The sequence below is a fragment of the Staphylococcus sp. EG-SA-14 genome (assembly GCF_017151935.1).
Lineage (GTDB): Bacteria > Bacillota > Bacilli > Staphylococcales > Staphylococcaceae > Staphylococcus > Staphylococcus aureus.
The window spans coordinates 215,889-231,159 of sequence record NZ_JACVZM010000002.1 but is presented as its reverse complement, the minus strand read 5'-3'; the positions used below and the strand labels follow the sequence as shown (position 1 = coordinate 231,159).

The following is a 15,271-nucleotide window of genomic DNA, read 5'->3' as shown; positions in this document are numbered from 1 at the left end:
TTACTGTATATTTAGTTATAATAACGGGATAAGTACTATAAGGAGTTGTAACGAATGACTGGAGAACAATTTACTCAAATTAAACGTCCAGTAAGTAGATTAACTGAAAAAGTTCTAGGTTGGTTATGTTGGGTGATGTTATTAGTGCTTACTGTCATTACGATGTTTATAGCACTTGTTTCATTCAGTAATAACACATCGATTGCTAATCTTGAAAATACATTAAACAATAATGCATTTATCCAGCAATTATTAGCTGGAAATGGCTATAATACAACACAATTTGTAATATGGTTACAAAATGGTATATGGGCTATTATCGTTTACTTTATTGTTTGTTTGTTGATTTCATTTTTAGCTCTCATATCTATGAATATAAGAATCTTGTCAGGTTTCTTATTCTTAATATCAGCAATTGTAACGATTCCTTTAGTTTTACTTATCGTTACTTTAATCATTCCGATATTATTCTTTATTATTGCGATGATGCTATTTATAAGAAAAGATAAAGTTGAAATGGTTGCGCCACAATATTATGAAGAGTATAACGGACCGATTTATGATTATCGTGAACCTGTGTATGAGCGCCCCCAACCGAAAGATGATTATTATGATGTGCCTAAATATGAAAAAGAATTGGATAAATCAAATACTGTATATGATCAAGAACAGGAAAGAGATAAATATGATCAATTTCCTAAACGTGCAGTTGAAAGTGAATATAATCATGATGAGCGCACTGAGGAAGAACCATCAGTATTATCCAGACAGGCTAAATACAAACAAAAAAGTACTGAAGAACTAGGTATTGAAGATGATGGTTATTATGCAGAACCTGAAGTTGATCCAAAAGAATTGAAAGCACAACAAAAGCGAGAAAAAGCTGAAATTAAAGCTAAGAAAAAAGAAAAACGTAAAGCTTATAACCAACGAATGAAAGAACGTAGGAAAAATCAACCTAGCGCAGTTAGTCAACGTCGAATGAATTTTGAAGAGCGACGTCAAATTTACAACAATGATATTTCTGAAGAACGCAATTCAAGTGAAGTTAAGGACAAAAAAGAGCAAGAATAAATATTGATGATACCCAGATTAGTAAGTAGAGGTCTTTTGCTTATTAATCTGGGTTTTTATATGAGGTTAATCATCGATAACGTTTAATTAAAGTGTTTAGGTGTCAAAATTTTAAATGACGATTTCTCATTACCATACACCTAAATTATCATCAATCTGAATTCAGATGCTTATTATAAAAATTAGATGAAAAATATGTTAATATACAAGTAAATTAATGTGCGTATATCTATAGGCTCGTAGTATACTTATTAAAATATTAAACAAAGAAAGGATTTTAAGATGAATAGAAAACCTGAATTAATCATGGCTTGGATTGCAAATAGTATTAGTATTATTTATTTATTAGTTATGGGGCTATCCTATTTTTCTTTAAAAAGTGGTAATGCATCACAACGTGAAGAATTAGCGAAGCAATTATCTCAGAACGGTGGCAATGTTTCTTTAGATATGCTTCAGACAACAATGGGTGCATTAACAATTATTTTATTAATTTCAACACTTTATGGTATATTTGCGACAATTTGTATTAAAGGGCGTAGAAAATTATCGATTATACTTTTTGTTATCGCGATAATTGTAAGTTTGATGGCTCTTAATTTAATTGCAATTGTCTTATGGATTATCGTGATGATTATGTTGATTTCTAAAAAAGAATCAAAAGAAACTACACATAAGGACGATGAGTATATTTATCATTAATATGTTCATAGCAAAAAAACCATTAAAATGTTAAGTTGTTAATTATTAGATACAACCAACATTTTAATGGTTTTATTTTTAACTTTGTAGTTCTTGGAATGTTTGAACGATTAAATAGACATTTAAAATACTTAGAATAATAATAAGTGTCCATGAAATGATATTAACCCATGTTTTATTATAGAAAGGTCCCATCAAGTCTTTATTACTAGTAGCTAATTGTAATGGTATTAAACAGAATGGCAGAGCAATACTTAAAAATACTTGAGAGAATACAAGTAGTTGCTCAATTTTAGCTGCATTACCTTTAAAAATGATTAAGCATACGATAACAGGAATGACAGCAAGGGAACGTGTAATTAAACGTCTTAACCAATTTGGTATGTGTAATCTTAAAAATCCTTCCATTACAATTTGTCCTGCTAAAGTACCAGTAATCGTTGAATTTTGACCTGACGCTAATAATGCAACTGCAAATAATGTACTCATGATTGCACCCATTGTTGCACCTAGTACAGGTTCAGTTTTTAAGGCGTGATATAAATCATAGAAACCACCTAAATCGTCAGCGTTTGAGTTGAAAAATAGTGATGCTCCTAACACTAATAATAAGCAATTGACTACAAATGCGATTGATAACTGAATGTTCGAATCTATCGTAGCAAATTTAATCGCTTGCGCCTTTTCTTCATTGTTATGTCTTGAGTATGTTCTAGATTGTACAATTGATGAATGTAAGTACAAATTATGAGGCATAATTGTAGCGCCAATAATACCTAATGCAATATAGAGAATGCCGTTATTTGTAATGATTTCACTATGTGGTATAAATCCATTTAACACAGCATTCAACTGTGGTGATGAAATATAGACTTCAAATATAAAGATGAATAACACTGTGAAAATTAATGTACCAACAATAGCTTCAATTTTTCTAAAACCATATTTCATTATAAATAGTAGTAAAAATACATCAAGTACAGTTATTAGTGCACCGACGATTAAAGGTATGTTAAATAGGAGATTAAGAGCAATAGCACTACCAATAACCTCAGCAATATCTGTAGCGATAATTGCTAGTTCTGCAATGATCCAAAAGATTATAGCAATAGGTCTTGATAAATAATGTCGTGTCATTTGAGCTAAGTCCATACCTGTTGCTATTCCTAATCTCACTGTCATGCTTTGAAGTAACATTGCTGATAAACTTGAAATAAGAATTACGAATAGCAAAGTATAGCCATATTGGGCGCCACCTTGCATTGATGTTATCCAGTTTCCGGGATCCATGTAACCAACAGCGACTAATAACCCAGGTCCAAGAAATGATAAAAATTTCTGTTTATTTGAACTGCGATGATCGAATTTAATTGTATTGTTTATTTCGTCTAAACTTAATTGTTCATTTGTTGAATGTCGTTTATTATTCATTTTGACTCACCTCTACTTCTTATGGACAATATAATAACCTAATAAAATGTTTAGGTCAACCTAAATTTATTTTAATTTTTTTAAAAGTATGAATTATTATGTTGAACGTTCGATTTAATATTAAGAAAAAAAGAGCACGAAATCATGGATGTGATTACGTGCTCTATTATTTAAACAAAGTTATTTATGCAGAATAAAATGGTAAGAACTGATCGAAGGTTTCTTCTAAAAATGCAATAAATGCTTTGTCACTTTTTAATCTTTTATCTTGTGGTGTGATTGCACGCGCTATAAAGAATTCACCTTTTTTCACATTGATGGCTCTTTGTATCGCTTCTTTTAAATCATCATCCGTTAAATCTTTAATAAATGGTTTATCAGGTTTCATATGATCTAAGCAAACACGATAATCATCAGGTAATTGTTGAATAGCTTTAAATTTTCTTTCAAAAACTTTTGCACGTGTTGCTTTATCTTTTGCTTCATGCATGATTCCAAACATAACAAACAGTTGATCTTCAAACATACCAATTTGGAAATGAGGTAACATTTTATAGCCTCTTTTGTTTGTTGCAAAAGCAACCCATGTATCTTTAGGAGGATTCACACTTCTTCTAGCATGCTTTGCTACGTGAGGATAAAATGTTTCACCAGTTTGACTTGTAAAGAAGTCACTAAAATATTCTCCTAATTCATGGAGTTGTGGTCGTATGTATTCGTTTAAAGCTTCCATTCGTGCGTCTAAGCCTTCTACGTTGAACGCTTTGAAATCTTTAGGTTTAAATGTATATTTTGTCATAGAGTACCTCCTGTATAGTGTTTAAAAATATTGTAGCATATGTTTTATCAATTGCGGCTTAAGACGCTCTCATTAAAATTAGTATTTTCATTTTTATCATAAGAAGTTATTTTTATAAAATGTTGATGTATAATAAAGATGTTAGGAGATGATGTTATGGCACTTTATGGATTTGCCCAAGGACTTATTCAAGAAGCAGGAATTAGAATTAAACAATTGATGGAGCAAAATTTAACAATTGAAACAAAGTCAAATCCGAATGACCTTGTTACAAATGTAGATAAAGCAACAGAAGATTTTATTTTTGATACAATTTTAGAAACATATCCCAATCATCAAGTATTAGGTGAAGAAGGGCATGGTCATGACATCGATACTTCCAAAGGTACGGTATGGGTTGTTGACCCAATAGACGGTACATTGAATTTTGTTCATCAACAAGAAAATTTCGCAATTTCAATTGGTATTTATATCGATGGTAAACCTTATGCAGGTTTTGTATATGATGTTATGGCTGACGTCTTATATCATGCTAAAGTAGGGGAGGGTGCATATCGAGGTAGCCAACCCTTGAAACCATTGAATGATTCTAATCTAAGACAAAGCATTATTGGGATCAATCCGAACTGGTTAACTAAACCAATTTTAGGAGAAATCTTTAAAGAAATTGTTAATGATTCTAGAAGTGCAAGGGCATATGGTAGTGCAGCGCTTGAAATCGTTTCAGTTGCTACAGGTAATTTAGAAGCATATATGACGCCAAGACTTCAACCATGGGATTTTGCTGGCGGATTGGTTATTTTATATGAAGTAAATGGACAAGCTTCCAATTTACTAGGAGAACCATTAACAATTAGTGGTCCAAATTCAATCTTAGTTGGAAATCGTGGTCTCCATCAAGAAATTAGCAATGATTATTTAGAGCCCCACCATGATGCGTTAATACAATTACATGAACAACGATTTAAAAGAAAATCAAAATAATTACCAAAAGCGTAATATGTAGTCCTAACAATTAGGTAACATATTACGCTTTTATACCTTAAATAATAAAAACACGCGCCAATATAAAACCAGTTAAATGTTCATCATGAACATGTGTGGTCTTAAATCAACGCGTGTTATTGTCGATATAACTTATAGCCAATCGTTTTCTCGATATTTTTTCTTTGTAGTAAATCCAATTCCAAAGGTTGCAACGAGTAATATAAATGTTAAAATCATCATTGGTACATTTGATGCACCAACAGCAAAACTAAATAATACTAAGAAAACAACAGCTAATATAGAAAATACCCAAAAGATATTTTTAGATTTTTTTTGTTTCATCCTATCCCCACCTTTTGCTTATCTTTTCTCAATTATATGATATAATAAAAAAGTTGTAATTAAAAGTGGGATTTTACTTAAGAAAGAAGGAAACTATTTATATGACTAATAAAAGAGAAGATGTCCGCAATATAGCAATTATTGCTCACGTTGACCATGGTAAAACAACTTTAGTAGATGAGTTGTTAAAACAATCTGGTATATTCAGAGAAAATGAACATGTCGATGAACGTGCAATGGACTCTAACGATATCGAAAGAGAGCGTGGAATTACGATTCTAGCCAAAAATACGGCTGTTGATTATAAAGGTACACGTATTAATATTTTGGATACACCAGGACATGCAGACTTTGGTGGAGAAGTAGAACGTATTATGAAAATGGTTGATGGGGTTGTCTTAGTAGTAGATGCGTATGAAGGTACAATGCCTCAAACACGTTTTGTACTTAAAAAAGCGCTAGAACAAAACCTGAAACCTGTTGTTGTTGTTAATAAAATTGATAAACCATCAGCACGTCCAGAGGGTGTTGTAGATGAAGTTTTAGATTTATTTATTGAATTAGAAGCAAACGATGAACAATTAGAATTCCCTGTTGTTTATGCTTCAGCAGTAAATGGTACAGCTAGCTTAGATCCTGAAAAGCAAGATGATAATTTACAATCATTATATGAAACAATTATTGATTATGTACCAGCTCCAATTGATAACAGTGATGAGCCATTACAATTCCAAGTAGCATTGTTGGACTACAATGATTATGTTGGACGTATTGGTATTGGTCGTGTATTCAGAGGTAAAATGCGTGTCGGAGATAATGTATCACTAATTAAATTAGACGGTACAGTGAAAAACTTCCGTGTAACTAAAATCTTTGGTTACTTTGGATTAAAACGTTTAGAAATTGAAGAAGCACAAGCTGGAGATTTAATTGCTGTTTCAGGTATGGAAGACATTAATGTTGGTGAAACTGTAACACCACATGACCATCAAGAAGCATTGCCAGTTCTACGTATTGATGAGCCTACTCTTGAAATGACATTTAAAGTTAACAATTCTCCATTTGCTGGCCGTGAAGGTGACTTTGTAACAGCGCGTCAAATTCAAGAACGTTTAAATCAACAATTAGAAACAGATGTATCTTTGAAAGTTTCTAACACAGATTCTCCAGATACATGGGTAGTTGCTGGTCGCGGTGAATTGCATTTATCAATCCTTATTGAAAATATGCGTCGTGAAGGTTATGAATTACAAGTTTCAAAACCACAAGTAATTATTAAAGAAATAGATGGTGTAATGTGTGAACCATTTGAACGTGTGCAATGTGAAGTGCCACAAGAAAATGCAGGTGCTGTTATTGAATCATTAGGTGCACGTAAAGGTGAAATGGTTGATATGACTACAACTGATAATGGACTTACACGTTTAATCTTTAATGTACCGGCTCGTGGTATGATTGGTTATACGACTGAATTTATGTCAATGACAAGAGGTTACGGTATTATTAACCATACATTTGAAGAATTTAGACCACGTATTAAAGCACAAATTGGCGGTCGTCGTAATGGTGCATTAATTTCAATGGATCAAGGTTCTGCAAGTACTTATGCCATTTTGGGACTTGAAGATAGAGGTGTAAACTTCATGGAACCTGGTACTGAAGTTTATGAAGGTATGATTGTTGGTGAACATAATCGTGAAAATGATTTAACTGTTAACATCACTAAAACAAAACATCAAACTAACGTACGTTCTGCAACGAAAGACCAAACACAAACAATGAATAGACCGCGTATTCTAACATTGGAAGAAGCGTTACAATTCATTAATGATGATGAACTTGTTGAGGTTACACCAGAAAGCATACGTTTAAGAAAGAAAATTTTAAACAAAAATGTTCGTGAAAAAGAAGCAAAGCGTATCAAACAAATGATGCAAGAAAACGAATAATTTAACATAATAAAAGAGAAGCTGAGCGATGAAAGTTGCTTAGCTTCTCTTTTGGCATATAATATTTGAAAAAGTGTTTAAATGCTATTATTTCCTGTTACTTTCACATTTTCAAATTTCTAACTTGTTTATTCAGATATTAATCGAGCGGATAGTGTTGCGCACGTTGTTTAGGTGTGTCTAATCGACTTTTACAATCATCACACATAAATGTTCGAATAGGATTGTTTTTAAGTCGTTTAGACTCAGTTGTGCGCTCATCTATAAATACTTTTGCATCACAGATAATGCATTGCACTTGTCTCAAATTAAATCACCTCAATATGAGTTACATGGTTGATTCGATATGAATAACCATCTTCTTGATTGTAAATAAAACTATCTACACCATTATCGCTGTAAAGTCGTTTACCGTCTTTTGCAAATTGGAAAAATAAATAGGGTAATAGATCTATCGGTATATCTAAATGATCATGCTCATTTGATAATCGAATAGTAGTTGCAGAGTCATGTGGTTCGGAATGTTTGAAAAATGGTGTCATATTAATGACAAATGAACCTTCTAACATGGCGCGTTTTTTATATTTTATTTCTGAATTTAAAGTAGGCGGATTAGTTTGTCCTTCTAGGATAGCACGATTCCATTCATGATTATCTTCAAAGTCGATTGGTTTTGAACCATCAAATACACCTTTTTCTAAATCTTCGATGCTAACTTTTCTATCATCGAAAATCCAAGTCGTACTATCTAATGTTATAGGAAACTTTACGGCTCCTTTAATTTGTATCATTTTCCCACTCCCTATCAATGTATATAGCATTATTTTAACACAAATTGCTAACGACACATTTTAAATCTACTTGCTTTTTAATATTTAGTAAGATAAACTTTTAGTAAGACTTGAGAATTTATATAGAGGGGGAGCGTGTCATGGCGAAACAAGCAACAATGAAAAATGCAGCTTTGAAACAATTGACTAAAGATGCTGATGAAATCTTGCATCTGATTAAAGTTCAACTAGATAATTTAACATTACCTTCATGCCCATTATATGAAGAAGTACTAGATACACAAATGTTTGGACTTCAAAAAGAAGTTGATTTTGCTGTTAAATTAGGTTTAGTTGACCGCGAAGATGGCAAACAAATTATGTTACGTCTTGAGAAAGAACTTTCAAAATTACATGAAGCTTTTACACTTGTTTAAGGTTTAATATATAAGCATATTAAAATGGCGTGAGATATCGACAATTGAGCTGCGCCGATTTTATATTTATAGTTTAATTACTGATTAAAGTGGCTGTTATGTTGTCTTCTTGATGACATGTCAGTCACTTTTATTGGGTTTTAGCAATTCACGATATTAAGTAAACAAATATTCTATAAATTACCTCAAGAGACCTGTTAATATTTGTGATTATGACTGTGTCATGTATATAATAAGTAACATGGATTTTTAAAATTAAAGTATAAAACGAAATCATTTGAAGTATAAATTGTAGAATTGGATGACTGAATATATGAAGAATTTTAGAAGTATTTTACGGTATATTGGTAAAACCTCAAAGTTTATTGATTATCCGTTATTAGTTACATATATTGTATTGAGTTTAATTGGATTAGTTATGGTATATAGTGCAAGTATGGTTCCAGCAACTAAAGGCACATTGACTGGTGGTATCGATGTTCCAGGAACGTATTTTTACAACCGACAATTAGCATATGTCATAATGAGTTTTATAATTGTATTTTTTATTGCATTTTTAATGAATGTTAAATTACTGAGTAATATTAAAGTGCAAAAAGGTATGATTATAACTATCGTCTCACTATTATTACTGACGTTAGTAATAGGTAAAGATATTAATGGTTCTAAAAGTTGGATAAACTTAGGATTTATGAACTTACAGGCATCTGAGTTATTAAAAATTGCAATCATATTATATATCCCATTTATGATCAGTAAAAAAATGCCTAGAGTATTAAGTAAACCAAAATTAATTTTAAGTCCTATTGTATTAGCATTAGGTTGTACGTTTTTAGTTTTCCTACAAAAAGACGTAGGGCAAACATTACTAATATTAATTATTTTAGTTGCAATCATTTTTTATTCAGGAATTGGGGTAAACAAAGTCCTAAGATTTGGTATACCAGCAGTGCTAGGATTCTTAGTAGTATTTGTCATTGCATTAATGGCTGGTTGGTTACCAAGTTATTTAACTGCCAGATTTAGTACGCTAACAGATCCATTCCAATTCGAATCAGGAACTGGATACCATATTTCCAATTCATTGCTTGCGATAGGTAACGGTGGCGTATTTGGAAAAGGATTAGGAAATAGTGCAATGAAATTGGGCTATTTACCAGAACCACATACAGATTTTATTTTTGCAATTATTTGCGAAGAATTAGGTTTAATCGGAGGATTGCTAGTTATTACTTTAGAGTTCTTTATTGTATATCGTGCCTTCCAGTTTGCAAATAAAACATCATCATATTTTTATAAACTTGTGTGTGTTGGGATTGCCACATACTTTGGAAGTCAAACATTTGTAAACATTGGCGGTATTTCGGCAACAATTCCATTAACTGGTGTGCCATTGCCATTTATCAGCTTTGGTGGATCATCAATGATTAGTTTAAGTATTGCTATGGGATTACTTCTGATTGTAGGTAAACAAATCAAAGTAGACCAGCAACGAAAGAAACAACAACAAAAAGTTGATATAAGAAGACAATTTAATTAAAAAAATACTAGCCAATATTTAGTACGAGATGACTTCTGTCATTAATCGATGCTAAACATTGGCTATTTATATACTCTTTGTCAAATCGGACTGATGAGTTCAATAACGGAAGTTAGGCAACCAAACAACGCTTAACTTCCTTTTTGTTTTGATATTACGAGATTACTCATGATTATCAAATTTTATAAACAAAACAACGTATAATTATAACTAAATTTTATGACTAAAAATTACTAAATGTGGTGGCGAAATTAGAATCATGATGATAAGATAAAGTTATCGCTATTGATAATAAATGTTGATGTTTTGCAATTTTATTTTTAATTTTATAGAGTTGTAGAAATCGAAAATGTTTCACAACAAAAACGTGAACTACCTGTTGTTGCATAGTCATTTTTGAAATTATTATTTCTGAAATGGAGGTTTTAATTGTCTCAAGAATGTTAAATTTTGAAAATTTGAAACATAACTATAGCAAAACAGAGCGCTTTAAGATAAAATTTTATTATCTAATTAGTTAGAAAATTCTAATAGTTTGAGGAGTGTATCGCTATTGAAACAAATAAAAAAGTTACTTGTTGCTAACCGTGGAGAAATTGCAATTCGTATATTCAGAGCGGCGGCAGAATTAGACATCAGCACAGTTGCAATTTATTCGAATGAAGACAAAAGTTCATTACATAGATATAAAGCAGATGAATCCTATTTAGTTGGAAGTGATTTAGGTCCTGCTGAAAGTTATTTAAATATTGAGCGTATCATTGATGTAGCAAAACAAGCGAATGTGGATGCGATTCATCCTGGCTATGGATTTTTAAGTGAAAATGAACAATTTGCGCGTCGTTGTGCAGAAGAAGGAATTAAATTTATTGGTCCTCATTTAGAACATTTAGATATGTTTGGAGATAAAGTTAAAGCTCGTGCAACGGCTATCAAGGCAGATTTACCAGTTATTCCTGGTACAGACGGTCCAATTAAATCATATGAATTAGCAAAAGAATTTGCAGAAGAAGCTGGTTTCCCGCTAATGATTAAAGCCACAAGTGGTGGCGGCGGTAAAGGTATGAGAATCGTTCGTGAAGAAAGTGAATTAGAAGATGCTTTCCATAGAGCAAAATCAGAAGCTGAAAAATCATTTGGTAATAGTGAAGTTTACATAGAAAGATACATTGATAATCCAAAGCATATTGAAGTACAAGTTATAGGTGACGAACATGGAAATATCGTACACTTATTTGAACGTGATTGTTCTGTACAACGTCGTCATCAAAAAGTTGTAGAAGTTGCACCATCAGTTGGATTATCACCAACATTACGTCAACGTATTTGTGATGCTGCAATTCAATTGATGGAAAATATTAAATATGTCAATGCAGGTACTGTTGAATTTCTAGTATCTGGTGACGAATTCTTCTTTATAGAAGTTAACCCTCGTGTACAAGTAGAGCATACAATTACAGAGATGGTAACAGGAATTGATATTGTTAAGACACAAATTTTAGTTGCAGCAGGTGCCGATTTATTTGGTGAAGAGATTAATATGCCGCAACAAAAAGATATTACAACATTAGGCTATGCCATCCAATGTCGTATTACAACAGAAGATCCGTTAAATGATTTCATGCCGGATACTGGAACAATCATTGCTTATCGTTCAAGCGGTGGCTTTGGTGTACGTCTTGATGCTGGAGATGGTTTCCAAGGTGCTGAGATATCACCTTATTATGATTCATTACTCGTAAAATTATCTACACACGCGATATCATTTAAACAAGCAGAAGAAAAAATGGTACGTTCATTACGAGAAATGCGTATTCGTGGTGTTAAAACTAATATTCCATTCTTAATTAATGTAATGAAGAATAAAAAGTTCACAAGTGGTGATTACACAACTAAATTTATTGAAGAAACACCAGAACTTTTCGACATTCAGCCGTCTCTAGATAGAGGTACTAAAACATTAGAATATATAGGTAATGTAACAATTAATGGTTTCCCAAATGTTGAGAAACGTCCGAAACCAGACTATGAATTAGCATCAATTCCAACTGTATCTTCAAGTAAAATCGCTTCATTTAGTGGTACGAAACAATTGCTTGATGAAGTAGGTCCAAAAGGTGTAGCTGAATGGGTTAAAAAGCAGGATGATGTCTTACTAACAGATACAACCTTTAGAGATGCACACCAATCATTATTAGCTACACGAGTTAGAACTAAGGATATGATTAATATCGCATCCAAAACAGCGGACGTATTTAAAGATGGTTTCTCACTAGAAATGTGGGGCGGTGCTACATTTGATGTGGCATATAATTTCTTGAAGGAAAACCCATGGGAACGACTTGAACGTCTACGTAAAGCTATTCCAAATGTATTATTCCAAATGTTGTTACGTGCTTCAAACGCAGTTGGTTATAAAAACTATCCTGATAATGTTATTCATAAATTCGTACAAGAAAGTGCTAAAGCAGGCATAGATGTCTTTAGAATTTTCGATTCATTAAACTGGGTAGATCAAATGAAAGTTGCCAATGAAGCAGTACAAGAAGCGGGCAAAATCTCTGAAGGTACTATTTGTTATACAGGTGACATTTTAAATCCTGAGCGATCAAACATTTATACTTTAGAGTATTATGTCAAACTAGCTAAAGAGTTAGAACGTGAAGGTTTCCATATTTTAGCGATTAAAGATATGGCAGGCTTATTAAAACCTAAAGCCGCTTACGAATTGATTGGTGAGTTGAAATCAGCTGTAGATTTACCAATTCATCTTCACACTCATGATACAAGTGGTAATGGTTTATTAACATACAAACAAGCAATAGATGCTGGTGTCGATATCATTGATACTGCTGTTGCTTCAATGAGTGGTTTAACAAGTCAGCCAAGCGCCAATTCGTTATATTATGCATTAAATGGCTTCCCGCGTCACCTTAGAACTGATATTGAAGGTATGGAGTCACTTAGTCATTATTGGTCAACTGTACGTACTTATTATTCAGACTTTGAAAGTGATATCAAATCACCGAATACTGAAATTTATCAACATGAAATGCCTGGTGGACAGTATTCGAATTTAAGCCAACAAGCTAAAAGTTTAGGTTTAGGCGAAAGATTTGATGAAGTCAAAGATATGTATCGCAGAGTGAATTTCTTATTTGGTGATATCGTAAAAGTAACACCATCGTCTAAAGTAGTTGGTGATATGGCACTTTATATGGTACAAAATGATCTTGATGAACAATCCGTGATTACAGATGGCTATAAATTAGATTTCCCAGAATCAGTAGTGTCGTTCTTCAAAGGTGAAATAGGACAACCTGTAAATGGTTTTAATAAAGATTTACAAGCGGTTATTTTAAAAGGCCAAGAAGCACTAACAGCTCGTCCAGGTGAATATCTAGAGCCAGTTGATTTTGAAAAAGTCCGTGAGTTGCTTGAAGAAGAGCAACAAGGTCCTGTTACGGAGCAAGATATTATTAGTTATGTACTATATCCAAAAGTATATGAACAATATATTCAAACTAGAAATCAATACGGAAACTTATCGTTACTTGATACGCCTACATTCTTCTTTGGAATGCGTAATGGTGAAACAGTAGAAATCGAAATCGATAAAGGTAAACGATTAATTATTAAACTAGAAACGATTAGTGAACCAGATGAAAATGGTAATAGAACGATTTACTATGCGATGAATGGTCAAGCGAGACGTATTTACATTAAAGATGAAAATGTGCATACAAATGCGAACGTTAAGCCAAAAGCAGATAAGAGTAATCCAAGTCATATCGGTGCTCAAATGCCAGGTTCAGTAACTGAAGTCAAGGTTAGTGTAGGTGAAACTGTGAAAGCTAATCAGCCGTTGCTAATTACTGAAGCTATGAAAATGGAAACAACAATTCAAGCACCATTTGACGGTGTGATTAAACAAGTAACTGTAAATAATGGTGACACAATAGCGACAGGCGATTTATTAATCGAAATTGAAAAAGCAACTGACTAAAATGATTAAAATAAAACGAGATTACACAACAATTGACGTGTAATCTCGTTTTTACATGGCTTAGGTTTAATTTTAAATATTGATATAAAAAACCGTAATTTTAATGGGCGTGCCATTAAAATTACGGTTTGCTTTTTTGTTATTGCTTGTCACTTCTTACTGATCGTAACATTAGCATGATAAAGTATGTTGTCATACCAAATAAATAAGTGATAAATAATGCATGGAAAAGTGCGATTATCAGGTTAACATTTGTCATAATAGATAATGCACCTGTGATAACTTGTAATATAACAAGTATAAATGCAGCTGTATAACCATAATGAACAGTACGGTTATTTGGATAATTTTTAACAGCATGAATATAAGTAATCATAATAATCGTAAACACTATAAAAGCCATGATACGATGCGTGAGTTGAACCCAATCTTGTTCTGAATGTGGTACAAGATCGTGGAATGGCAATGGCCAACCACCATATGCTAAACTTGCATCCGCATGTCTCACTAGTGCACCAGTATAAACACCACAATAAATGATGATTGCCATTAACCATGTTAAACGTCTTAATGGCTTTTTGATATATAATTCGTCAGCTTCATATTTTTGATCTATAGAGAAAATAATCAATGTTATTAAAAATACAGATGAGAAACTGATTAATGATATACCAAAGTGCAATGCTAAAACGTAATCGTTTTGTTGCCAAATAACAGCAGCAGCTCCGATTAATGCTTGCAATAATAAGAATCCAACACTAATGATTGATAAAGGTTTAATTTCTTTAATATAGCCTATATGTTTCCATGCAGTGATAACTAACCATAAGACCATTAATAAAGACAAAGCTGAAACGGCTCTATGACTTAACTCAATAATCGTATCAATAGGAAAGAATTCTGGAATCAACGCACCATGACATAGTGGCCAAGAAGAACCACAACCATCAGCTGATCCGGTTTTGGTAACTAAGGCTCCACCAAGTTGTACAAATGTCATCATTAACGTTGCTACGACACCTAACCATTTTAAATTCTTTTTGCCAAACAATTTATACACCCCATCATAAAAAAACGCATCACTGAGAATTAGAATTAATAGCCGGATTTGAGATGATACTATAAATTGACCTGATTGTAGGATATGAAAAGATGGGATCCAACGCAGGAAATATGATTTAATTTTACAAGTATTGTATGTGGACGACATAAAAAGAACTTAATCGTAATGATT

At 32.5% G+C, this 15,271-nt stretch carries 13 protein-coding genes; 7 read left to right on the top strand and 6 right to left on the bottom strand.

The window, feature by feature from the left end; genetic code table 11:
* Positions 1-54: 54 nt before the first annotated feature.
* Together auxB and IDG63_RS03355 are read left to right on the top strand one after the other, a co-directional pair.
* On the top strand, positions 55-1,074 hold the full coding sequence (gene auxB, locus IDG63_RS03360) for a lipoteichoic acid stability factor AuxB (RefSeq protein WP_000145499.1): 1,020 nt from the start codon (positions 55-57) through the stop codon (positions 1,072-1,074).
* 282 nt (positions 1,075-1,356) lie between these two features.
* A complete protein-coding gene (locus IDG63_RS03355) occupies positions 1,357-1,776 on the top strand; it encodes a DUF4064 domain-containing protein (RefSeq protein WP_001080468.1) in 420 nt (139 codons plus the stop codon).
* Between the two features lie 78 nt (positions 1,777-1,854).
* On the opposite strand, the gene IDG63_RS03350 is transcribed toward IDG63_RS03355, so the two are convergent.
* Together IDG63_RS03350 and IDG63_RS03345 are read right to left on the bottom strand one after the other, a co-directional pair.
* Positions 1,855-3,207 carry an Nramp family divalent metal transporter gene (locus tag IDG63_RS03350; protein ID WP_001060842.1) on the bottom strand — a complete coding sequence of 451 codons (1,353 nt, stop codon included), beginning with the start codon at positions 3,205-3,207 and terminating at the stop codon, positions 1,855-1,857.
* 184 nt (positions 3,208-3,391) lie between these two features.
* Entirely contained in the window at positions 3,392-4,006 is a 615-nt protein-coding gene (locus IDG63_RS03345; RefSeq protein WP_000170598.1) for a YktB family protein, read from the bottom strand.
* Between the two features lie 156 nt (positions 4,007-4,162).
* Here IDG63_RS03345 and IDG63_RS03340 point away from each other — a divergent pair, with 156 nt between their 5' ends.
* Positions 4,163-4,990, top strand: coding sequence for an inositol monophosphatase family protein (locus tag IDG63_RS03340; RefSeq protein WP_001240316.1), 828 nt, complete (start codon positions 4,163-4,165; stop codon positions 4,988-4,990).
* A 153-nt stretch (positions 4,991-5,143) separates the two neighbouring features.
* On the opposite strand, the gene IDG63_RS03335 is transcribed toward IDG63_RS03340, so the two are convergent.
* Positions 5,144-5,335 (bottom strand): DUF5325 family protein, encoded by a 192-nt coding sequence (locus IDG63_RS03335; RefSeq protein WP_000810620.1) that lies wholly within the window; start codon positions 5,333-5,335, stop codon positions 5,144-5,146.
* A gap of 101 nt (positions 5,336-5,436) precedes the next feature.
* Between IDG63_RS03335 and typA the strand changes: the two genes are divergently transcribed.
* Complete coding sequence (gene typA, locus IDG63_RS03330; RefSeq protein WP_000182654.1) at positions 5,437-7,284, top strand: translational GTPase TypA; 1,848 nt, start codon at positions 5,437-5,439, stop codon at positions 7,282-7,284.
* Positions 7,285-7,423: 139 nt separating this feature from the next.
* Here typA and IDG63_RS03325 read toward each other — a convergent pair whose 3' ends face one another.
* On the bottom strand, positions 7,424-7,591 hold the full coding sequence (locus tag IDG63_RS03325) for a YlaI family protein (protein ID WP_001250275.1): 168 nt from the start codon (positions 7,589-7,591) through the stop codon (positions 7,424-7,426).
* 1 nt (position 7,592) lies between these two features.
* A complete protein-coding gene (locus IDG63_RS03320; protein WP_000614712.1) occupies positions 7,593-8,075 on the bottom strand; it encodes a hypothetical protein in 483 nt (160 codons plus the stop codon).
* Between the two features lie 140 nt (positions 8,076-8,215).
* Here IDG63_RS03320 and IDG63_RS03315 point away from each other — a divergent pair, with 140 nt between their 5' ends.
* The 3 genes from IDG63_RS03315 to IDG63_RS03305 all read left to right on the top strand — a co-directional run bounded on the left by IDG63_RS03315 (position 8,216) and on the right by IDG63_RS03305 (position 14,037).
* Positions 8,216-8,491, top strand: coding sequence for an Fpa/YlaN family protein (locus IDG63_RS03315; protein ID WP_001118417.1), 276 nt, complete (start codon positions 8,216-8,218; stop codon positions 8,489-8,491).
* A gap of 313 nt (positions 8,492-8,804) precedes the next feature.
* Positions 8,805-10,031, top strand: coding sequence for a cell division peptidoglycan polymerase FtsW (ftsW, locus tag IDG63_RS03310; RefSeq protein WP_000787940.1), 1,227 nt, complete (start codon positions 8,805-8,807; stop codon positions 10,029-10,031).
* Positions 10,032-10,584: 553 nt separating this feature from the next.
* Positions 10,585-14,037 (top strand): pyruvate carboxylase, encoded by a 3,453-nt coding sequence (locus tag IDG63_RS03305; RefSeq protein ID WP_000809500.1) that lies wholly within the window; start codon positions 10,585-10,587, stop codon positions 14,035-14,037.
* 139 nt (positions 14,038-14,176) lie between these two features.
* Here the strand turns inward: IDG63_RS03305 and IDG63_RS03300 are convergent, their stop codons facing one another.
* Positions 14,177-15,088 (bottom strand): COX15/CtaA family protein, encoded by a 912-nt coding sequence (locus IDG63_RS03300; RefSeq protein ID WP_000467123.1) that lies wholly within the window; start codon positions 15,086-15,088, stop codon positions 14,177-14,179.
* Positions 15,089-15,271 lie beyond the last annotated feature (183 nt).